21 protein-coding genes and 1 riboswitch are annotated in these 21,757 nt (G+C 32.3%); of the genes, 10 read left to right on the top strand and 11 right to left on the bottom strand.

Annotation, left to right across the window (positions count from 1 at the left end; genetic code table 11):
• Window positions 1-5: 5 nt before the first annotated feature.
• From C8C88_RS07870 to C8C88_RS07850, 5 genes are all read right to left on the bottom strand, one after another.
• On the bottom strand, window positions 6-437 hold the full coding sequence (locus tag C8C88_RS07870) for an OsmC family protein (protein ID WP_121337577.1): 432 nt from the start codon (window positions 435-437) through the stop codon (window positions 6-8).
• A 159-nt stretch (window positions 438-596) separates the two neighbouring features.
• On the bottom strand, window positions 597-3,008 hold the full coding sequence (gene thrA / locus C8C88_RS07865; RefSeq protein WP_121337576.1) for a bifunctional aspartate kinase/homoserine dehydrogenase I: 2,412 nt from the start codon (window positions 3,006-3,008) through the stop codon (window positions 597-599).
• A 22-nt stretch (window positions 3,009-3,030) separates the two neighbouring features.
• A complete protein-coding gene (locus C8C88_RS07860; protein ID WP_370453794.1) occupies window positions 3,031-3,993 on the bottom strand; it encodes an alpha/beta fold hydrolase in 963 nt (320 codons plus the stop codon).
• Between the two features lie 78 nt (window positions 3,994-4,071).
• Window positions 4,072-4,179, bottom strand: a riboswitch (SAM riboswitch).
• A 201-nt stretch (window positions 4,180-4,380) separates the two neighbouring features.
• Window positions 4,381-4,584, bottom strand: a complete 204-nt coding sequence (locus tag C8C88_RS07855) for a hypothetical protein (RefSeq protein ID WP_121337574.1) — start codon at window positions 4,582-4,584, stop codon at window positions 4,381-4,383.
• 86 nt (window positions 4,585-4,670) lie between these two features.
• Window positions 4,671-4,862 (bottom strand): hypothetical protein, encoded by a 192-nt coding sequence (locus C8C88_RS07850; RefSeq protein ID WP_121337573.1) that lies wholly within the window; start codon window positions 4,860-4,862, stop codon window positions 4,671-4,673.
• Window positions 4,863-5,583: 721 nt separating this feature from the next.
• On the opposite strand from C8C88_RS07850, the gene metK reads away from it, so the two are divergent.
• The 4 genes from metK (at window position 5,584) to C8C88_RS07830 (ending at window position 8,920) form a co-directional block, all read left to right on the top strand.
• On the top strand, window positions 5,584-6,834 hold the full coding sequence (gene metK / locus C8C88_RS07845; protein ID WP_121337572.1) for a methionine adenosyltransferase: 1,251 nt from the start codon (window positions 5,584-5,586) through the stop codon (window positions 6,832-6,834).
• Between the two features lie 108 nt (window positions 6,835-6,942).
• On the top strand, window positions 6,943-7,743 hold the full coding sequence (locus tag C8C88_RS07840) for a hypothetical protein (protein WP_121337571.1): 801 nt from the start codon (window positions 6,943-6,945) through the stop codon (window positions 7,741-7,743).
• Window positions 7,743-8,357, top strand: coding sequence for a deoxynucleoside kinase (locus C8C88_RS07835; protein WP_121337570.1), 615 nt, complete (start codon window positions 7,743-7,745; stop codon window positions 8,355-8,357). Before C8C88_RS07840 ends, C8C88_RS07835 begins: the two co-directional genes overlap by 1 nt.
• A gap of 164 nt (window positions 8,358-8,521) precedes the next feature.
• Window positions 8,522-8,920, top strand: coding sequence for a hypothetical protein (locus C8C88_RS07830; protein ID WP_121337569.1), 399 nt, complete (start codon window positions 8,522-8,524; stop codon window positions 8,918-8,920).
• Between the two features lie 75 nt (window positions 8,921-8,995).
• On the opposite strand, the gene C8C88_RS07825 is transcribed toward C8C88_RS07830, so the two are convergent.
• The 5 genes from C8C88_RS07825 to C8C88_RS07805 all read right to left on the bottom strand — a co-directional run bounded on the left by C8C88_RS07825 (window position 8,996) and on the right by C8C88_RS07805 (window position 16,572).
• Window positions 8,996-11,587, bottom strand: a complete 2,592-nt coding sequence (locus C8C88_RS07825; protein WP_121337568.1) for a sodium-translocating pyrophosphatase — start codon at window positions 11,585-11,587, stop codon at window positions 8,996-8,998.
• Window positions 11,588-11,701: 114 nt separating this feature from the next.
• Window positions 11,702-12,232, bottom strand: a complete 531-nt coding sequence (locus C8C88_RS07820) for an inorganic diphosphatase (RefSeq protein WP_121337567.1) — start codon at window positions 12,230-12,232, stop codon at window positions 11,702-11,704.
• A 95-nt stretch (window positions 12,233-12,327) separates the two neighbouring features.
• Complete coding sequence (locus C8C88_RS07815; protein ID WP_121337566.1) at window positions 12,328-12,930, bottom strand: DNA-3-methyladenine glycosylase; 603 nt, start codon at window positions 12,928-12,930, stop codon at window positions 12,328-12,330.
• A 37-nt stretch (window positions 12,931-12,967) separates the two neighbouring features.
• A complete protein-coding gene (locus C8C88_RS07810) occupies window positions 12,968-15,469 on the bottom strand; it encodes a DUF5686 and carboxypeptidase-like regulatory domain-containing protein (protein ID WP_121337565.1) in 2,502 nt (833 codons plus the stop codon).
• 101 nt (window positions 15,470-15,570) lie between these two features.
• Complete coding sequence (locus C8C88_RS07805) at window positions 15,571-16,572, bottom strand: pyruvate dehydrogenase complex E1 component subunit beta (protein WP_255415861.1); 1,002 nt, start codon at window positions 16,570-16,572, stop codon at window positions 15,571-15,573.
• A gap of 242 nt (window positions 16,573-16,814) precedes the next feature.
• Between C8C88_RS07805 and C8C88_RS07800 the strand changes: the two genes are divergently transcribed.
• The 4 genes from C8C88_RS07800 to C8C88_RS07785 all read left to right on the top strand — a co-directional run bounded on the left by C8C88_RS07800 (window position 16,815) and on the right by C8C88_RS07785 (window position 20,255).
• Window positions 16,815-17,561 (top strand): electron transfer flavoprotein subunit beta/FixA family protein, encoded by a 747-nt coding sequence (locus C8C88_RS07800; protein ID WP_121337563.1) that lies wholly within the window; start codon window positions 16,815-16,817, stop codon window positions 17,559-17,561.
• 75 nt (window positions 17,562-17,636) lie between these two features.
• Complete coding sequence (locus C8C88_RS07795) at window positions 17,637-18,605, top strand: electron transfer flavoprotein subunit alpha/FixB family protein (RefSeq protein WP_121337562.1); 969 nt, start codon at window positions 17,637-17,639, stop codon at window positions 18,603-18,605.
• A gap of 138 nt (window positions 18,606-18,743) precedes the next feature.
• Window positions 18,744-19,373: a bifunctional nuclease family protein gene (locus C8C88_RS07790; protein WP_121337561.1), complete on the top strand. Its 630-nt coding sequence runs from the start codon at window positions 18,744-18,746 to the stop codon at window positions 19,371-19,373.
• 57 nt (window positions 19,374-19,430) lie between these two features.
• The gene (locus C8C88_RS07785) at window positions 19,431-20,255 is read left to right on the top strand and encodes a thymidylate synthase (protein ID WP_121337560.1); all 825 of its coding nucleotides are present in this window, start codon (window positions 19,431-19,433) and stop codon (window positions 20,253-20,255) included.
• A 98-nt stretch (window positions 20,256-20,353) separates the two neighbouring features.
• Here the strand turns inward: C8C88_RS07785 and C8C88_RS07780 are convergent, their stop codons facing one another.
• Entirely contained in the window at window positions 20,354-20,650 is a 297-nt protein-coding gene (locus tag C8C88_RS07780; protein WP_121338613.1) for an isoamylase early set domain-containing protein, read from the bottom strand.
• Window positions 20,651-20,887: 237 nt separating this feature from the next.
• Here C8C88_RS07780 and C8C88_RS07775 point away from each other — a divergent pair, with 237 nt between their 5' ends.
• Together C8C88_RS07775 and C8C88_RS07770 are read left to right on the top strand one after the other, a co-directional pair.
• Entirely contained in the window at window positions 20,888-21,214 is a 327-nt protein-coding gene (locus tag C8C88_RS07775) for a 2TM domain-containing protein (protein ID WP_121337559.1), read from the top strand.
• A gap of 16 nt (window positions 21,215-21,230) precedes the next feature.
• Window positions 21,231-21,713, top strand: coding sequence for a dihydrofolate reductase (locus C8C88_RS07770; protein ID WP_121337558.1), 483 nt, complete (start codon window positions 21,231-21,233; stop codon window positions 21,711-21,713).
• Window positions 21,714-21,757 lie beyond the last annotated feature (44 nt).

The following is a 21,757-nucleotide window of genomic DNA, read 5'->3' as shown; positions in this document are numbered from 1 at the left end:
AATTGTTATTTTGGTAATTCCACTCCGTTCAAAACTACTTTATAATGTATAGTTGCCGTTGGTTCTAATGTTTTAGAAACGGAACAGTATTTTTCAAAAGAAAGCTGTGCTGCTCTTGCTGCTTTATCTTCATTGATTGGCCCTTCTAAATAGAAAACCACATAAATATCTTTAAATGGTTTTGCTTCGCCAACTTGAACGCGTTCGCCCTCAACCTCAGCTTTGAAAGAGGTAATGTTCTGACGTTGCTTTTTTAATATCGAAATCATATCGATTCCACTACAGCCTGCAACACCCATTAATACTAACTCCATTGGACTTGGTCCCATATCATTTCCACCAAAATCAGGTCTAGCATCTAGATTTACTATATGGCCACGATCATTTTTTAATTGAAAGTGAAAATTTTCGTTTACTCTATCTAATGTTATTTTCATTTTTTCTCCTCCCAAACCTCCTCGAAGAGGAAGGAATCATGACTGGAGGCTGTCCCTTTTTTAATTAATTATATTTGTTCAGACGCGGATAAAACAGATTTTATATTTTTTATCTGATACTAATCCCAAATCTTTGCAACGGATCACTGAACACTATTTTTACCCTTTATCTGACAATCTCAAGATATCTCCAAAAACACCTCTAGCGGTAACAGCTGATCCTGCACCTGCACCTTGAATTACGATAGGTCGGTCACCATATGATTCTGTGTAAATCTCGAAGAAAGAATCAGAACCTTTCAACCCACCCAATGCGGTATCTGCTGGAACAGAAACTAATTTAACTTCTAAATTTCCTTTATCACTTTGCAAATCTCCTGATAATTCTCCAATATATCTCAAAACATGATTCGGTTCTTGTTCATTTTTTATTTTGGCATAAACCGAATCAAATTCTTTCAATTTAGTTAAGAACTCTGAAGCACTTCCTTCGCGTAAATGTTCTGGAATTAAATTTTGAATTTTAATTTCTTCAAATTCATTTTGCAAATCTAATTCTCTTGCCAAAATTAATAATTTTCTACCAACATCATTCCCGCATAAATCTTCTCTTGGATCTGGCTCCGTATATCCGTTATCAATAGCTTCTTTTAATATTTCGCTAAACGGAACGTCTTTTGCAGAAAAATTATTGAATAAATAACTCAATGTTCCTGAAAAAACGCCTTTAATCTTCGTAATATTTTCACCTGAAAGATGCAGTAATTTTATGGTATCAATCAATGGTAATCCAGCTCCAACATTTGTTTCGTACAAATAACTCTTTTGATTATCCGCTAATACTTTACGTAGTTTTTTATAAAAACTATAACTCAATGTATTCGCCACTTTATTAGATGAAATCAAATCAAAACTACTTTCAATCAAAGGAATATAATTCTCCACAAAATCTGCACTTGCAGTATTGTCAATAGCAATTAAGTTCTCTAAATTATGCTCGTTTGCATAAGCAATAATATCTTCAATTTTATAAGAGAATCCATTATTTTGAATTTCATTTCTCCAATTTGGAGTTACTCCATTTTTATTCAACAATACGTTTTTAGAATTTGCAATTGCAAAAACATTTAATCGAACATCTTTTCTTTTTTCAATAGTCGCAGCTGACTCTAATATTTGATTAATCAATGTTCCACCAACTAATCCGTGTCCAAAAATAGCAATGTTTATTTTTTTAGAAACCCCAAAAATCTCTCCATGAATAACATTTAACGCTCTGTTTAATTGTGATTTTTTCACTACTAAACTCACGTTTTTACCCGTAACAGTATTATTGAAAAGAATTGGAACAATTTTATTTTTAATTAAAGCAGTGTATGGTTTATGAAAAGTGCTTAAATCCTGACCAATAATTGATATTACAGAAACATCATCCGTTACCGAAATTTTGTTTACATCTTTAGAGTAAAAATCATTTTCAAATTCTTTCTCTAATTCAATCATTGCTTTTGTAGCCTTATCCGCGTCAACCACTAATCCGATTCCTCTTTCAGAAGATCCTTGCGAAATAATACTTACACTGATGTCATTATCACCCATTACTCTAAAAATTCGGGCATCAACTCCTGTCTTTCCAAGTAATCCTCTTCCTTCTAAATTTACCAAAGAAACATTCTCTAAAACAGATAGTGTTTTGATTCCTTCTTTGCTGGCAGTAGAACGAATTAATGTTCCTTTATTTTCGTGATTGAATGTATTCAAAATACGAAGCGGAATATTTTTTTCCAATAAAGGAATAATCGTTTTTGCGTGTAATATAGTAGCTCCAAAATTGGCCAACTCATTTGCTTCATTAAAAGTCAAATAATCAATTTTTTTAGCATCAGGAACTAAATCAGGATTAGCCGTATAAATTCCATCAACATGCGTATAATTCTGAAGTTCTTCGGCATCTAGATAATTAGCAATCAAAGAAGCGGTATAATTACTTCCGTTTCTTCCTAAAGTTGTGGTGTCATTTTTTGAGTTTGACCCAATAAAACCTGTAATAATATTTACCGTTTCACTATTTTGTTTAAAGAATTGAATCACGTTTTTCTTAGAAGCTTGTTCCAATGGTTGTGCATCACCAAATTTAGAATCCGTTTTGATTAACTCCCTAGAATCCGCAAAATGAGCATTAATTCCATTTTTTACTAAAATAGCTGTAAGCAATTTAGCCGAAAGCAATTCACCTTTCGATAAAATTTGATCTTTTATTTTACCGCTGTAATCCCCTATCAAGCTAACTCCTTCAAAAAGCTTATCCAATACATTGAACTCAACTGATAAATCAACTTCTGGATAATCCGATTGTTGTTCTTCTTTAAATTTTTCAAATAAGGGTTTATATGGCCCATTTTTAGAAGCCACTCCTAAAATTTCTTCTAATTCATCAGTAGCATTTCCTCTGGCTGAAACAACAACTGCTATTTTTTCGCCTTGATTTACTTTATCAGTAATAATAGTAACTACTTTATTTAACCCTTCACCATTGGATAATGATTTACCCCCAAATTTTAATATTTTCATTTTGTAATTTTTTATGTTACGTCTAAAAAATAGACGCCAGCAAATTATCTAATTGTTCATATTCTATCAAAAAAGCGTCATGTCCATGAATGGATACAATTTCTTGATAAGAAACATTTTCTTTATATTTTTTTAATTCTTCATAAGTAGCTCTATTCTCTTCTGCTGTAAAAAACAAATCAGAATCGATTCCTATAATATGAATATCTGCTTCAATTTTAGAAGCTACTTCTTCAAAAGAGCCTTTATTTCTTGTAATATCTATCGTTTTCAACAACTGATTCATCAATCGATATGATGAAAGTTGAAAGCGTTTCTGCAATTTACTTCCGTGATGTCCCAGCCAGCTTTCTACATTAAAAACTGCCAGTTCTTCATTAGTCGTTCTTTGAAATTTAAACTTGAATGATTCTGGCGTTCTGTAGCACAACATGGCATGAATTCGCGCATCCTCAATAGGATTATTTGAATTATTCAGAATCTGCTCTTGCAAAAAACAATTGGCAATTAACCAGTCTGTCGCTTTCCAATCCGTTGCAATTGGGATTAAATGTTGGGTAACTCTTGGTTCCAATGCTGCCATTTCCCATGCAATTCCTCCACCAATTGACCCTCCGATAATGGCATACAATTGTCTAATACGAAGGCATTTGATTCCGTCAATAAAAATTCGAGCAATATCTCTGGTTGTAAAATCTGAATAATTTTCTAGTAGAAAACCATCAAATCCATTTCCGGGAACATTAAACGCTAAAATGGTATATTTACGAGTATCTATAGTTTTGTTTTCACCAATTAAATCATTCCACCAACCGGTTTTCCCAATAACTTGTGAATTCCCTGTCAAGGCATGATTAACTAAAACGATTGGCGCTGTATGCAATGCTTGGCCAAAAACTTGAAAACTTAAATTTATGCTAGCATAAAAAGCACCCCTTTCGGTAGTGAAATTTTGTAATGCAATATGAGTTGGTTTATTTTCCAATTTCAAATCTGTTGTAATTTTTGATTTGTGTCTGGAAATATTAGAAAGAAAGCTAGAAATAAACTAGAAGAATTCTTTGTGTTATCTTTCCACGTTTAGCGTGGTAGAATGCAGCACCTTCTTCGATTTACCGAAGGGTTGCTAAGGCTTCATCGGGTCTAATCCCTCTGCCTTTCTTTATAACATTTCAATACGTTTGTGAACTTAAAGGCACAAATTAACTACTAATTTCTCGAAAAAACAAATTTTTTGGAGAATTGATTTTATTTCACTTTTTAAAAAACTGCACAAAATGATCTTATAAATTGTTCCTCTCGGCGAAGGGCAAACCGCTCACATAGTTTGCCTCTTCACTCGGAAGAACAATTTGGATAAAAGTTACTTTACTTAAATAAAAAGTGCTTCGTTTTCTTTAGAATACATTAAAAATAATAATGTGTCTGGAACTTCTTTTTTTATTGAAGCATTAGTGGTTGTCAATTCAAACCTTGGATGAATCAATTCGTTTTTTAATTGACTTTCCTTGTTCGTTCTTGTTATAGAATCTTTTAGAAACTGAATCGTTTTTGATATATATTTTGAGGTGTTCATGATACTAATTTTTAGTTGTTATTTTATTTTTTCTCTCTTTTAAAATTTCCAACACATAAAACTCAGTTTCCTAAGAATCTATGTGTTTAGCTTGTTAGTTTTTCGAATACTGTTTGCAAATCCGCTTTCAAATCTTCAATATCTTCTAGCCCAACCGATTTTGCAAATCTAGTTGTGACCTGTTCTGCATCTGATAGTTGTTGACGTATAATACCTTTTGCCTTTGTTAGGCCATGCCCTTTGTACAATGCATTTGTTGCGAATTTTTGAGTACTCATAATTTTTTATTTTTTTTAGTTATTTTTAATTTTTTAAGATTTAATAGTAAATAAAAAACCCTTTTAGAAACATATCCAAAAGGGTTTTAAGTTGTGTTATAAACTTATACTTTCGGAATCAACTGACACAAACACACATCATGGCTTTTGCACAAATCATTGATTTGACATTGCATGAGTTCATTTGTTTTTGTTTTAAGTTGTTCATGATATATAGAATTTGTGATTAAATATGATTCAAAAAAAAAGCCTCCCGTTTTGCGGGAGGCTTTTGCTATATTATTTTATTTTAATTTAAGCAATAGACGACACGCAGGAATTTTCCTGAATGGCTTTAGACATATTGCATACATTAAATTTCATTTTCTCTATTTTTGTTGAACAAATTTGCAAACAATTATTTATATATCCTAATATTTTTCAAAAAAATAACATTAAAAAATTCGCCGTTAATTAATACTCATTTGAGACATCAAGAATATAGAACCTAATTTAAAGATAAAAAAAAAGTTAAGATTAATTTGGAATTCAAAATGGTTTCATACATTTGCACCCGAATACAAGAGGAAAAATTTGAACTGATTGCAACCTCTTCATAATGAAACAAATTCATTATGGATGCTGAAAATTTTCAGTATAAAAAAATGCTAAAGCAGAAACTCTTCTTTAGTATTTTCCAGCAATTATTTTTCCTCGCTTAATTTTAAAATAATAAATTATTATGGCTTATTTATTTACGTCAGAATCTGTAAGTGAAGGACATCCAGACAAAATTGCAGATCAAATTTCGGATGCATTAATTGATAACTTTTTAGCATTTGATGCTGACTCAAAAGTAGCATGCGAAACTTTAGTAACTACTGGTCAAGTAATATTAGCTGGTGAGGTAAAGTCAAACACGTATCTTGATGTACAACAAATTGCACGCGATGTGATTCGCAAAATTGGTTATACTAAAAGTGAATATATGTTTGAAGCCAATTCTTGTGGTATTCTTTCTGCTATTCATGAACAATCAGCTGATATCAATCAAGGTGTTGATAGAGCAAATCCAGAAGAACAAGGTGCTGGAGATCAAGGAATGATGTTTGGTTACGCAACTAACGAAACAGAAAATTACATGCCATTGGCACTTGATTTATCTCATAAATTATTGCAAGAATTAGCTATTTTAAGACGCGAAAACAATGAAATCACTTATTTACGCCCTGATGCTAAATCGCAAGTAACTTTAGAATATAGTGATGATAATAAACCAACTCGTATTGATGCGATTGTTATCTCAACTCAACACGATGATTTTGATGAAGAAGCAGCTATGCTTGCAAAAATCAAAAAAGACATTGTTGAAATTTTAATTCCTAGAATTATTGCAAAAAATCCAGCTCACGCTCATTTATTCAATGATAAAATTCAATACCATATCAACCCAACAGGAAAATTCGTAATTGGAGGACCTCACGGAGACACTGGATTGACAGGAAGAAAAATCATCGTAGATACTTACGGAGGAAAAGGTGCTCACGGTGGTGGTGCATTCTCTGGAAAAGATCCAAGTAAAGTAGATAGAAGTGCTGCTTATGCTACTCGTCATATTGCTAAAAACTTAGTTGCTGCAGGTATTGCAGATGAGATTTTAGTTCAAGTTTCTTATGCAATTGGTGTTGCAAAACCAATGGGTATTTTTATTGATACTTACGGAACATCAAAAGTAAACTTAACTAATGGTGAAATTGCTAAAAAAGTAGAAGCTATTTTTGATATGCGTCCTTACTTTATTGAGCAACGCTTAAAATTAAGAAATCCTATTTATAGTGAAACTGCTGCTTACGGACACATGGGGCGTACTCCAGAAACCGTAACTAAGACTTTTTCAGCTCCAGGAGGCGAAACTAAAACGCTTGAAGTTGAATTGTTCACTTGGGAAAAATTAGATTTTGTGGCGCAAGTAAAGGCTGCTTTCGGATTGTAATCATCTCAACTTATTTTATACAAAAAACCATTCGGCAAGTACGAATGGTTTTTTTTTAATAATTCAAAAAATAAAATTTGATACTTTTTTTTGTAATTTGCTGAAATTATGAAAAACCTGATTGTACTTTTATTTTTAAGCACTTTGTCTATTACTTTTGGACAAAACCAAAAACTACTGGTTTCAAAATTAAATCACATTCCTGTCAAAACTGATCAATTCTTAGGTTATGACCAATTTGGTTTTTACTATTCCATTAAAGATAATACTTTATCAAAAACAAAAGAAGACGAATCGTTTCAGTATAAAAATCCTTCTTTAGGAAAAATCACAAAAGTAAACTTTCAAAACCCTCTGAAAATAGTTTTGTTTTATGAAGATTTCAACACTGCAATTCTATTAGACAATCAATTAAATGAATCTCAGAAAATTAACTTTTCAGAAAGCATAACCCCATTACTAGTTTCAGCAATTGGTATTGCATCACAAAATAAATTGTGGGTTTTAAATAGTTTAAATCAACAAATTGAACTTTACGATTACCTGAAAAAAACTTCTAAAAGTATCTCAACGCCAATTCCAAATAAAATAAAACATTATCAATCTGATTCTAATAAATTGTATTGGATTGACGATAAAAACGACTCGTATTCTTGCGATATGTATGGCAAAATAACTCGAATAGGAAAAATTCCAAATTTTGAAATGATTCAAATCTTAAATGAGAATCAATTTATTTTTACTACAAACAACATCCTTTATTTTGGAGATTATAAATTACCAAATCAGGAAATGTTAATAAAAATTGAGATTTTAGAAAAAACGTTACAAAATTTCTCTTACAAAGACCAAATTTTATCTATTTTTACATCCGAAGGAATTACAAATTATAAAATCACAAAACCGTAATGCACATAGCAGTAGCAGGAAACATTGGGTCAGGAAAAACTACATTGACTCGTTTATTAGCTAAACATTTTAAGTGGGAACCTCATTTTGAAGACGTAGTAGACAATCCTTATTTAGATGACTTTTACCATCAAATGGAACGTTGGTCTTTTAACTTACAAATCTATTTCTTGAATAGCCGTTTTCGTCAAGTGATGCAAATTCGCGAAAGCGGAAAAAAAATCATTCAAGATAGAACCATTTATGAAGATGCACATATTTTTGCTCCTAATCTTTATGCAATGGGTTTAATGACAAATCGTGATTTTCAAAATTATTCTTCTCTTTTCGAATTAATGGAATCATTGGTTCAGCCACCTGATTTATTAATCTATTTAAGAAGCTCAATCCCTAACCTAGTGGGACAAATTCACAAACGTGGTCGCGAATATGAAAATTCAATTTCAATTGATTATCTAAGTCGTTTGAATGAACGTTACGAAGCTTGGATTCACACTTACAACAAAGGAAAATTACTAATTATAGATGTCGACAATATTAATTTTGTTGATAATCCAGAAGATTTAGGAAATATATTCAACCGAATTGATGCAGAACTAAACGGATTATTTTAGAAATATATTCCGTAAATCAAATTTGAATAAAAATAATACATACCTTTACTAATCAATACTTTACATTTATTTTGTAAAGTATTTTTTTTACAACCTAAAATCTATCATACCCACATTATACTAAATTACTGGATTTTCTGATTATTAATTTAAATCTAAAAGCCATGAATGTTATGTGTCTTAAAAACAAATCTATTTGTTTACTCGTTACTTTTGCACTTCTTTTACAAAGTTGTGTAGTTTATAAAAAAACACCTTCAACTATTAATGAAGCTGTAGATTCAAAAGCTAAAGTTTTAGTGGTAAAAACCAATGATGAAAAACTTAAACTTATCAAAATCGAAAAAATTGACGGAAATTATTTTGGTGAAATTAAAACGAAAAAAGGAATTGAAAAAATACCTTTAAGTGAAAATGATATCAAAAGTATTCGTATTAAAAACAAATCAGCTTCAACATTAGGAAATGTCTTTATTGTCATCGGTTCCTTAGGAGTTGTTTTTATTGTTATTGTAGCTATTGAACTTCAAGATTTCAATGTTGGACTTGGCGAAGGATTGTAATTTTTCAATTTCATTTTAAAAATAAAAAATGCCCTGAACTATCAGGGCATCTTCATTTATATTATAAGCTTAAAACTATTTCAAAGCTTCAACTTTTGCTTTAACATCTTCCAGCGAACCTTCAAAAACCTGAACGTTTTCATTTCCTCCACCTTCTGAAGTAGTAACGGTTGCTTTGGCTTTGCCGTCTTTGTTTATAATTTGAACTTTAACTTCTTTTTTAAGTTCTCCTTTTTTAGCGCAGCAAGACATTCCTTTTGGTTCAACAAATTTTCCGTCTTTATCATAATGAGACAAACACATTTCTTTTTGCTCTGGAGTACATTTTAAGCTGTCACACATTTTAGCACACTCTTCTTTAGTTATAGTTGCACATTTAGACATGTCGCATTTGCCCATCATCATTGCTCCTTCTCCCATTGCACATTCCATTTTTACAGTTTTAGTAACCATATCGCTACTTCCACTTCCTAAAATAGGAGCAATAACCAATCCAATCAAACAAGTCAATTTAATTAAAATATTCATTGATGGACCAGAAGTATCTTTGAACGGATCTCCAACAGTATCTCCAGTTACCGCGGCTTTGTGCGCATCAGAACCTTTGTATGTCATTTCACCATTAATCATAACCCCAGCTTCAAAAGATTTTTTGGCATTATCCCAAGCACCTCCAGCATTATTTTGAAAAACAGCCCAAAGCACACCTGAAACAGTAACTCCAGCCATATAACCACCTAACATTTCGGCAATTAATTGGTTGTTATCTCCATAAACTAACTTTCCTAAAAGAACAATTGCAATAGGAAAACCAATAGTCATGATTCCTGGCAACATCATTTCACGCAAAGCGGCTTTTGTAGAAATATCAACACATTTAGCATATTCTGGTTTTCCAGTTCCTTCCATAATTCCTGGAATTTCCTTAAACTGACGACGCACTTCATACACCATATCCATAGCTGCTTTTCCAACAGAATTCATTGCCAATGCAGAGAAAACTACTGGTATCATTCCACCCACAAACAACATCGCCAAAACTGGTGCTTTGAAAATATTGATTCCGTCAATTCCTGTAAATGTGACATAGGCTGCAAACAAAGCTAATGATGTTAATGCTGCAGAAGCAATCGCAAAACCTTTTCCTGTTGCTGCTGTAGTATTTCCAACTGAATCTAAAATATCCGTTCTTGTACGTACTTCTTTTGGTAATTCACTCATTTCTGCAATACCTCCTGCATTATCTGATATTGGCCCGAAAGCATCAATTGCTAATTGCATAGCAGTTGTTGCCATCATCGCTGAAGCTGCCAGAGCAACACCATAAAATCCTGCAAAAGCATAAGAAGACCAGATTGCAGCTGCAAACAATAAAACTGTTGGGAATGTAGAAATCATTCCTGTTGCTAAACCTGCAATTACATTTGTTCCTGCACCAGTACTTGATTTTTGAACAATTGCCATAACTGGATTTGTCCCCAAACCTGTATAATATTCCGTTACTGATGAAATAGCACCACCAACAATCAATCCTACAATTGTAGCATAGAAAACTCTCATAGATGAAATTTCCTTTAAACCTTCACCGTAGAATTCCATTTTCATAGTAGCAGGCAACATATATTGTACTAAAAAATAACATGCAATTAGCGTCAGAATAATAGAAGCCCAATTCCCTATATTTAAAGCTTTTTGAACTTGTGCTTCTTTAGCATTATCATCTGATATTTTTACCAAAGTAGTTCCAATGATTGAAAACAAAATTCCAAAACCTGCAATTGCCATTGGTAATAAAATAGGTCCAATTCCTCCAAAAGCATCTTGAATATTTCCACCCATATCTTTAATTACATAGTTACCAAGAACCATCGCTGCAAGAACTGTAGCAACATAAGAACCGAATAAATCAGCACCCATTCCAGCTACGTCACCTACATTATCTCCAACATTATCCGCAATAGTTGCAGGATTACGTGGATCATCTTCTGGAATTCCAGCTTCAACCTTACCTACTAAATCGGCTCCAACATCAGCTGCTTTTGTATAAATACCACCTCCAACACGTGCAAATAAAGCAATAGACTCAGCTCCAAGAGAGAAACCTGCAAGTGTTTCAAGAACAATTGTCATTAATTCAGAAGGTGTTCTCATTTGTCCATCAAAAGAGGCACATTGCCAAACTCCGCCCATGAATAAATGGAAGAAAACAATGAAGAATGTTGTCAATCCTAAAACAGCTAAACCAGCAACTCCTAATCCCATTACGGTTCCTCCACCAAAAGAGACTTTCAAGGCTTGTGGTAAACTCGTACGAGCTGCCTGCGTTGTTCTAACATTAGTTTTAGTAGCTATTTTCATCCCCATATTTCCAGCCAAAGCAGAAAAGAAAGCTCCGAAAACAAAAGCAACTACAATTAAAATATTTGTTTTAACACCTGGCAAAAAAGTAATTCCTGCCAAAACTACACTAGCTCCTAAAACGAAGATAGCTAACAACCTGTATTCTGCTTTAAGAAATGCTAAGGCACCTTCGTAAATATAATCTGAAATCTCTTTCATTTTACCATCACCAGCATCTTGTTTGAGCACCCAGGCTCTTTTAATCCACATGAACAAAAGCCCAATAATTGCCATTACAATTGGCAAATAAATCATAATTGTATTCATAAAAAAAATTGGTTATTTGATTAGTAATATTACAATGTTATGTAACGAATTTAAACAAAAAAAGCAATACTCATTACAGAATATTGCTTTTTTTACAAAATTTATGGGGGTATTTTATTTTATACTAAATAATCCCTCTGGTTTATTCTCAATTTGATTAAAACGCTCCGTACATTCTTTTATGATGGCATACGCTTCATTTACATCTCCCCAACCTTCTACATCAACTTGTTTGTTTTCCAAATCTTTGTACACTTGGAAGAAATGCTCAATTTCTTTTAATAAGTGAGGGTTAATATCTGATAGGTTTTCTAATGAATTCCAAATTGGATCAGAAACAGGAACACAAATCACTTTTTCATCTGGTCCTTTATCATCAGCCATATGGAAAACCCCGATTGGTTTAACTTCCATTACACATCCAGGAAAAGTAGGCTCGTTAACTAATACCAAAACATCTAGTGGATCTCCGTCCAATGCTAATGTTTCTGGAATAAATCCGTAATCAGCAGGATACATCATAGAAGAGAATAACATTCTATCAAAACGCATTCTTTTTATGGCAAAATCATATTCGTATTTATTTCTACTTCCTCTTGGTATTTCGATTAATACATCGAAAGTCTTTAATTTGTCTGCAGTCATTTTTATTTTATCTTTTTCTATAATTCGTGTGCAAAAATAAGCAAAGTATACGTTTTTACAATGAAAAATCAATGTTATCTCTACATTAAATTGTATTAATAAATTACGGTTCTATTTCTTTTATTTAAATAATAATGCCACAACAAAAAAGTAGCCATGGAGCGATACGGAATCCAGTTTTGAGCATAGACTTCCATAGCTTCTTTTTCATGAATATCAAACAACTCTTTCATCGTGTTTACAACAGCAATATCGCCTAATGGCAGTAAATCTGGTTCTTGCAAACAAAACATCAAGTAGATATCAATGGTCCAATTCCCTATTCCTTTAATTTTGATTAATTCCTCTCGAACTTCTTGAGCCGTTTTGCTTTTCAGAGTACACAACTCAATATCATTATTTAAAATTGCCGTTGACAAAGCTTTTATATAGGAAGTTTTTTGTCGGCTTACACCAAGCAATCTAAAGTTTTCATCTGATAGGGAAAGTAATTTTTCGGGATTGAAATCGGGTTCTTTTTCTTTTAATTTTAAAAAAGTAGCTTTGGCTGAATCAATAGATACTTGTTGTTCTAATATCAATAAAACCAAGGTTTCAAAACCCTCTGAGCGTTTAGGTATAGTTGGCAATCCATATTTATTGATGATGTTTTTAAAAACAATATCATTCTGTGTAAGATGTTGAATTGCGTCCTCCATAAGCTGATTCTTTTAGTTCAGATTAAATAATACTCAATTAAAAATAAAACCCAAACGATCCTTTTACTGAAAATTTCTGCGTGTCAGGCGTATTCAAGTAACTTCCTCGCCAAGCAAAATCGATTCGGAAAACCTTGAAGATATTTCCAATTCCTGCGCTATATTCCCAATAGATATTCTCTGGAGCATTGTATGGCAATCCCGATGCATTAATGGCTCTATTGGCATCCGAAATAGTTCCATAAACACTTTTTACCCCTATAATTTCTCTCCAATTAAGCTTGCGCATAAACGGAATTCTTGAAAATAGCCTACCATTAAAATTATGATTCCACTGCAAAGTGACATATTGATCGGTAACAAACTCATAAAAATTAAGGTTACTAAACGTGTTTTCAATGCTGAAATAAGTCTGATTTCCAGGAATCACACTCATTAATCCTAACGGAATAGTTCCAAAAGTTTTTCCAGCTTCAAGAATAATATTTGTTCTTCCTAAAGGCCCTATAATAATAGGTTGTTTATAAAATAATTGAAGTTTTTCATATTGAAAATCAGAATTTAAAACCCCTTTAAATCCGTGGCTGTAATTTACAAAAAATCGAGTGTATGGACTATCAACTATATCGCGTTCAACACCAAAACCGATTGTTTTTTTGTTAGGTGTATATTCAATTTGAATATTTGCCTCAGATTGTTTCACATCACTTTTAACAACTCCAGAAGGATTTGTTGTGCTAGGTAAAGTTGTATAATAGTCTAGACTGAAAACAGATGAAGCGGACTGTAATGTTCGATAAGAAAGTCCCGTTTGAAAGGTCAAATTCTTAATAGGTTCCATTTCAAAAGCAAGATTTGTCAAATTAATATTCGTTAATTTCCCATTGCTTCCTGTGGTAAATAATGCTGAAGAAGCAAAACTTCTACCCATAACATCATTTGTAGTCGTCAAACTAGCTCCTATTTGCTCTATGTCTCGCCTATTTCCTCCGGATAAAATAATTCGGTTTTTCTTATCGACCATCCATTTGCCAGAAACACCATATTTAAATTTATTATCATCAAAACCATATGCTGTAAATCCTTGTAATCGCCAAGGATCATTTGGCCCAAAATAAGTTCTACCTCCTGCTCTTAATCGAACACCTTCAACTTCATTAAATCCGAAAGATGAAAATATAGGTCCGTAATCAAAATTCTTGAACTCAACATATCCGCTCCCTAAAATAGAAACTAAACTATATAATTGCTTAAATTTTTTGACCGTTTGCAAAGTGTCAAGCATTTTGTAAACCCCTAATTCATCCTTAGTTAAATTCTCGAAACGGTTTTCTTCCCAATACTCATCAGATTTGTTATAAACTTCATTATCAATATAATTAACCTCATCTTTATAAAAAGCAAGCGGTTTTTCTTTATTAAATTCATGATTTCTATAAAAAGTTGTTCGCTTACCGTAAACTCCTTTTGATTTTTCTTTTTTATTTAAGGCAAAATCAGACATCATATAATCCCGTGTTAACAGAAAAACAGAATCATTCATTACGTCAAATTCCTGTTCAATATAGATGTCTTTTATCCAGTTAATGTTGGCACTTTTAGTTACAGCCATATTGATTTTTTTGATTGCAAACGTGCTATCATTCACCCAAAAATCTCCTTTAAAAGTTAATTCATTTTTGCGTCTTGGATAAAATACAATATTATAACACCATTTTTTATCAACATAAGCACTGTCTCTTAATATGTAATTATACACATCAATTCCTGTTGTTGACAAAGGACTGGTGAAGCTTTTATCGAAAAAAGTAAGGTGGTTATCGTAAATATTATATTCAGAATATAAATCTTTTACAAAAGCCAAAATTTGTTGATTCCCCTGAAAACCAGAAGTTTTATTTGCTTTTATTTTCTCTTTTATTTTTTTGAGTTTAGTATCTCCATAAACATCATAAAGTGCTTCATTAATAAAAATAGGCAAATATGTTTTACCTGTAATTCTAGAAGTATCAACCTTATCAAAAATAAACTCCATGCCTTTGAAAATTTTATTTTTCATAAAAGCACTATCAATCGTGTTCATATCAAACTCAACCTTCTCATACTTTTCCATTTGGTATTGAGCAAAAAGATTCAGTCCATTTTTACGTTTTCGTTCCCAAATTTTTCTAAGAATATCAAGAGCAGGATTATTTTTTTTAGATGTTTTTCCAGTAAAGACAACTACTTCTTTTAATGTTTCGGCTTCATTAAGCTGAATTTTAAAATTATAATTAACTGCTTTGTCTAATGCAATCTCTTTTTCAGAAAACCCCACAGAGGATATTACTAATGTAGAATAGGTTTGTGGAGATTCAATATAGAAACGACCATCTTCATTTGTGACTATTCCAATATTTGAATTTTTAAAAACAACATTAGCATAAGGAATTGGTTGATTTGCTTTATCCGTTACAATTCCGCTCACTTTGGTTTGCGCCAAAAGAATATTTGCAGCTGCGAACAAAAAAAACAAGATAAAAAATAGGGGCTTTTTCATAATCATTCAAAAAAAAACTTCATCATATAATAAATGATGAAGTTTCAAATATAGGTATTTTATCAATTGGCAATTGTTAATTAGCAATTGGCAAATGTTAATTATTTATTCATAACCTTCTTTACTGCTTTAACAACATCACCAGCATTTGGCAACCATTCTTTTAGCAATACTGGAGAGTAAGGTGCTGGCGTATCAGCAGTTGTAATACGTTGTATAGGCGCATCAAGAAAATCAAAAGCACGTTCTTGAACGATATAAGCAATCTCAGAAGAAACACTTGCAAAAGGCCAAGCTTCTTCAAGAATTACTAATCTGTTTGTTTTTTTAACAGAAGTTAAAATTGTTTCATGATCCATCGGACGAACCGTTCTTAAATCCACAATTTCACATGAAATTCCTTCTTTAGCTAATTCATCTGCAGCAATATAAGCCTCTTTAATAATTTTACCAAAAGAAACAATTGTTACATCAGTTCCTTCACGTTTGATATCTGCAACACCAAGAGGAATCGTATATTCTCCTTCAGGAACTTCGCCTTTATCACCATACATTTGCTCTGATTCCATAAAAATTACAGGATCATTATCACGAATTGCTGATTTCAACAACCCTTTAGCATCATAAACATTTGATGGAACCACCACTTTAAGTCCCGGAGTATTAGCAAACCAGTTCTCTAAAGCTTGTGAATGCGTTGCTCCTAATTGTCCTGCAGAAGCAGTTGGACCTCTAAAAACAATTGGCACATTAAATTGTCCACCTGTCATTTGACGCATTTTGGCAGCATTATTTATAATTTGATCAATCCCTACTAAACAGAAATTGAAAGTCATATATTCTACAATTGGTCTACAACCATTCATAGCCGATCCTACAGCAATACCTGTAAAACCAAGTTCTGCAATAGGAGTATCAATTACTCTTTTTTCGCCAAATTCGGCTAGCATTCCTTTAGACGCTTTATAAGCACCATTATATTCTGCAACTTCTTCACCCATTAAGTAAATGGATTCATCGTGACGCATTTCTTCACTCATTGCTTCGCAAATGGCTTCTCTAAATTGTATCGTTCTCATAGTTGTATATTGTGTGTGTCTAATTTTCGAAAAGCAAAAATAAATATTTTATACCATTTAAAAGCATAAATTTCTTTAAATTAATTAGTAGCTATTCTGGCTACAGCCTTTATCTTTACTTGTTTAAACAAAGTAAGTAAAAGTTGTTATTTTTATTCCATTTACGAAAACGTAATAGTTTTAAAAAATATTATGCGTGCATAGTATATTATTCAGAATAATATTTTAAATTTGTCAAGCATTTCAGAAAATCAAAATAAAAACTTATGAAAATATTAGTTTGCATCAGTCACGTTCCTGATACTACTTCCAAAATTAATTTCGTCAATAACGATTCAGAATTTGATACTAATGGCGTTCAATATGTAATAAATCCTAATGACGAGTTCGGTTTGACACGTGCCATTTGGTTCCAAGAACAACAAGGTGCTACCGTAACTGTAGTAAATGTTGGCGGACCTGAAACAGAACCAACTTTAAGAAAAGCACTAGCGATAGGAGCTAATGAAGCAATTCGTGTAAACGCTATCCCAACAGATGGTTTTTTCGTTGCAAAACAACTAGCCGAAGTAATCAAAAATGGTAACTATGATATCATTATTGCAGGAAAAGAATCGCTAGATTATAATGGCGGAATGGTTCCAGGAATGATTGCTGGTCTTTTAGGATACAACTTTGTAAATTCTTGCGTAGGAATTACTGTTGAAGGAACAAATGTAAAAGCAGTTCGCGAAATGGATGGTGGAAAAGAAACCGTAAGCACTTCACTTCCTGTAATTATTGGTGCTCAAAAAGGGCTTGTTGAAGAAAAAGATTTACGCATCCCAAACATGAGAGGAATTATGACTGCTAGAACAAAAGTTTTGACAATTGTAGAGCCAATTGCTTCAAATGTAAATACTAAAGCGGTGAAATTTGAAAAACCAACTCCTAAATCGGCAGTGAAGTTAATATCTGCAGATAATTTAGATGAGCTTATCGATTTATTGCACAACGAAGCAAAAGTTATCTAAAAATTATTATAAATTATAAATTCTGAATTTTAAATTAATTCAAAATTTATAATTCAAAATTTAAAATAAAAAATTATGTCAATATTAATATATGCAGAATATGCAGAAGGAAAATTCAAAAAAGTAGCTTTAGAATTGGCCTCATATGCAAAAAAAGTAGCTGAATCACTAGGAACAACTGTTACAGCCGTAACGGTAAATGCTGGGGATGTTTCGGAATTATCAAAATACGGAGTAGACAAAGTTTTAAAAGTGAACAACGATAAATTATCTGGATTTACAGCAAAAGCATATGCTGATGTAATTAAACAAGCTGCTCAAAAAGAAAATGCTAAATTAATTTTACTTTCATCTACTACAGATAGTATTTATTTATCATCTCTTGTTGCAGTTGCATTAGAAGCTGGTTTTGCTTCGAATGTAGTTGGACTACCTGTAAGCACATCTCCTTTTCAAGTAAAAAGAACGGCATTTTCAAATAAAGCATTCAATACTACAGAAATAACAACTGATATAAAAATACTAGGTCTTTCAAAAAACACCTACGGGATTTTTGAAAACCCATCCGCATTAACTCAAGAAGATTTCAATCCAAGCATTGGAGAAAATGATTTTGGCGTAAAAGTAGAATCAGTAGAAAAAGGATCTGGAAAAGTTTCTATAGCTGATGCTGATATTGTAGTATCCGGAGGACGTGGTCTTAAAGGGCCTGAAAACTGGGGAATGATTGAAGAACTAGCTAGTGTTCTTGGAGCAGCAACCGCTTGCTCAAAACCAGTTTCTGATTTAGGATGGAGACCTCACGGAGAACACGTAGGACAAACTGGAAAACCTGTAGCAACAAATTTGTACATCGCCATAGGAATCTCAGGAGCAATCCAACACATTGCAGGAATAAACTCATCCAAAGTTAAAGTTGTAATCAACAGTGATCCAGAAGCTCCTTTCTTCAAAGTTGCTGACTATGGAATAGTTGGCGATGCCTTTGACATTGTACCGCGCTTAATTGAAAAACTAAAAGCATTCAAAGCACAACATTCATAAGACTAATTAATAAATTTATTTGCTACTTAAAAACAAGATATTTGTATCTTTGCTTTAAGTAGCATCTTTTTTTAACAAAAAGAAACTACTGGATTTTTATCAAAAAAGTACCATTGTACTTACCCATTTTAAACCAACATGAGCTTAGTCAAATTATCCATAAAAGGAATTTCTTATAGTCAAACTCAAAACGGAGCCTATGCTTTGATTTTAAATGAAGTTGACGGCGAAAGAAAACTGCCAATTGTCATCGGTGCTTTTGAGGCGCAATCTATTGCTATTGCTTTAGAAAAAGAAATAAAACCTCCCCGCCCTTTGACTCATGATTTATTTAAAAATTTTGCTGATCGTTTTGACATAGTTGTAAAACAAGTAATAATTCACAAACTGGTTGATGGTGTTTTTTATTCTAGTATCATTTGTGAGAGAGATAAAATTGAAGAAATAATTGATGCTCGAACATCAGATGCTATTGCTCTGGCATTGCGTTTTAATGCTCCAATATTTACATACAAAAATATCTTAGACAAAGCAGGAATTTATCTGAAATCAAATCTTACGGAAGCCAATAAAGATTCCCAAGAAATAGACGATGTTCTTTCAAACCCTGAAACTTTTGGTCAAGAAGTTGAAAGTAATCAATCAGGACAAACCTATTCAAAGCACAGCCTACAAGAGTTAAATGAATTGCTTACTCAAGCAGTTGAACATGAAGACTACGAAAAAGCGGCTAAAATTAGAGACGAAATTTCAAAAAGAGAATCGTAATATTAGATCATTTTTTGATTTAACAAAACAACGATTGACTCATTAATCCAATATAAAATGAAGCAATATTTAGATTTAGTACAACATGTCATGGAAAACGGTTGTCAAAAAGGAGATCGAACAGGAACAGGAACAAAAAGTGTATTTGGTTACCAAATGCGTTTTGATCTCAGCGAAGGTTTCCCGATGGTCACTACTAAAAAACTACATCTAAAATCTATTATTTATGAATTGCTTTGGTTCCTCAAAGGAGACACAAACATTAAGTACCTTCAAGATAACGGAGTTAAAATTTGGGATGCTTGGGCTGATGCCAATGGAGATTTAGGACCTGTTTATGGGCATCAATGGCGCAATTGGAACAGTGAAGAAATTGACCAAATCTCTGAGCTAATCAAAGAATTAAAATCAAATCCAAACAGCCGAAGAATGTTGGTTTCTGCGTGGAATCCTTCTGTTCTTCCGGACACATCAAAATCATTCGACGAAAATGTAGCAAATAACAAAGCTGCATTACCTCCGTGTCATGCTTTTTTCCAATTTTATGTTTCTGACGGAAAACTTTCTTGTCAATTGTACCAACGTAGTGCTGATATATTCTTAGGTGTTCCCTTCAATATAGCTTCTTACGCCCTACTAACAATGATGATTGCTCAAGTCTGCAATTTAGCCCCTGGAGAATTTATTCACACTTTTGGAGACGCACATATCTATAACAATCATTTCGAACAACTCGAATTGCAATTATCTCGTGAACCAAAAGCATTACCAAAAATGATTTTGAATCCAGAAATAAAAGACATTTTCGATTTTGATTTCGAAGACTTTACTTTAGAAGGTTATGAGCCACACGCCTTAATAAAAGGAAATGTAGCCGTATAAATAGCTAAAACATTTAATCCAAATTGATTATTCAATTTAAATTAGGTCACTAGATAATATAAAAAAATCCGCTTTGCAGCGGATTTTTAATTATTTATTTATACAGATAAAACACTGTTTTCTGCTCCTGCAAAATCATTCCATTTGAAAGAATCTGCTTCAGGCTCATTAACAAACGCCCCATCAATTACATATTTAAACTCATAAGAAGCATCTTTATTCAAATCATAAGCTCCTTTGAAAGTTCCGTTTTTTAACTTACTCAAAGCTCCTACTGTAGGATCCCAATTATTAAAATCTCCAACTACAGATACTGCTGAAGCATCTTTTGCATCTACTGAGAAAGTAACCTTACAAACTGGTTTTGTTTTTATAAATTGTTTCTTTATTGACATAACTATTTCATTTTTAGATTTATGAGGCAAAGGAAGTAAAATCATTTGAACCCACAAAGAACTTAAGGAACTTTTAGGATAATGACAAAAACTTCCTTAATTTATAGAAGTATTCTTATATTATGCCTCTTAATTTTTTGTATCCCAAATAAGAAATCCTTTTCGGACTAAATATTTAATAATCAAAAGAATATGTTTAAAAAATAAATTTTACCTTTATAAACTAAATAAATATACATGGAAAAAGAGCAACATGAACTTTACGAATACGCCAGAAGGAGAATCAAACAAAAAAAAAGACTCTATTTTCATTTTGTTTTGCTACTTATAGGAAGTTTGTTTTTATTTGTAGCTCATAATTTTTTTGATTTTAACCCCAACACAAATTGGCATATTTGGCTAATTACTTTTTGGTTTTTTATTTTCATTTTACACTTTATCAAAGTATATATTACAGACCGTTTTATGAATAAAAATTGGGAAAGAGAGCAAATTGATCGTCTAGTTTCCCAACAGGAAAAAAAAATAGACCAACTACAAACAAAAATCAAAAACGAAATTTAAAATAAAAACTAGATCAATGATTGTAATGATTGCAGCAGTTGCCGAAAATAATGCTCTCGGCAAAAACAATGAATTAGTTTGGCACTTACCAAATGATTTCAAAAGATTTAAAACACTTACTTCTGGCCATTACATTATTATGGGAAGAAAAACATTTGAAAGTTTTCCAAAACCTTTACCTAATAGAACTCATGTTGTAATAACCCGACAGGAAGATTACAATCCCGAAGGTTGCATTGTTGTCAATAGCTTACAAAACGCCATAGAAGTTTGCCCAGAAAACGAAACCATATATATCATTGGAGGTGGTGAAATCTATAATCTAGGACTTCCTTTTGCAGATAAAATTGAAATAACAAGAGTCCATGATAATTTTGAAGCGGATGCCTTTTTCCCTGAAATAAATCCTTTAGAATGGGAAATAATTGAATCTGATTTCAATCTAAAAGATGAGAAACATCTATTTGATTATACCTATCAAACTTACGTTCGAAAATAAAAAAAACATCCTAATTAGGATGTTTTTTTGTTCAATGATTAAGG

The sequence above is a fragment of the Flavobacterium sp. 123 genome (assembly GCF_003634825.1).
Taxonomy (GTDB): domain Bacteria; phylum Bacteroidota; class Bacteroidia; order Flavobacteriales; family Flavobacteriaceae; genus Flavobacterium.
The sequence above is the reverse complement of the archived record's forward strand: the minus strand, read 5'-3'. Positions and strand labels throughout refer to the sequence as shown.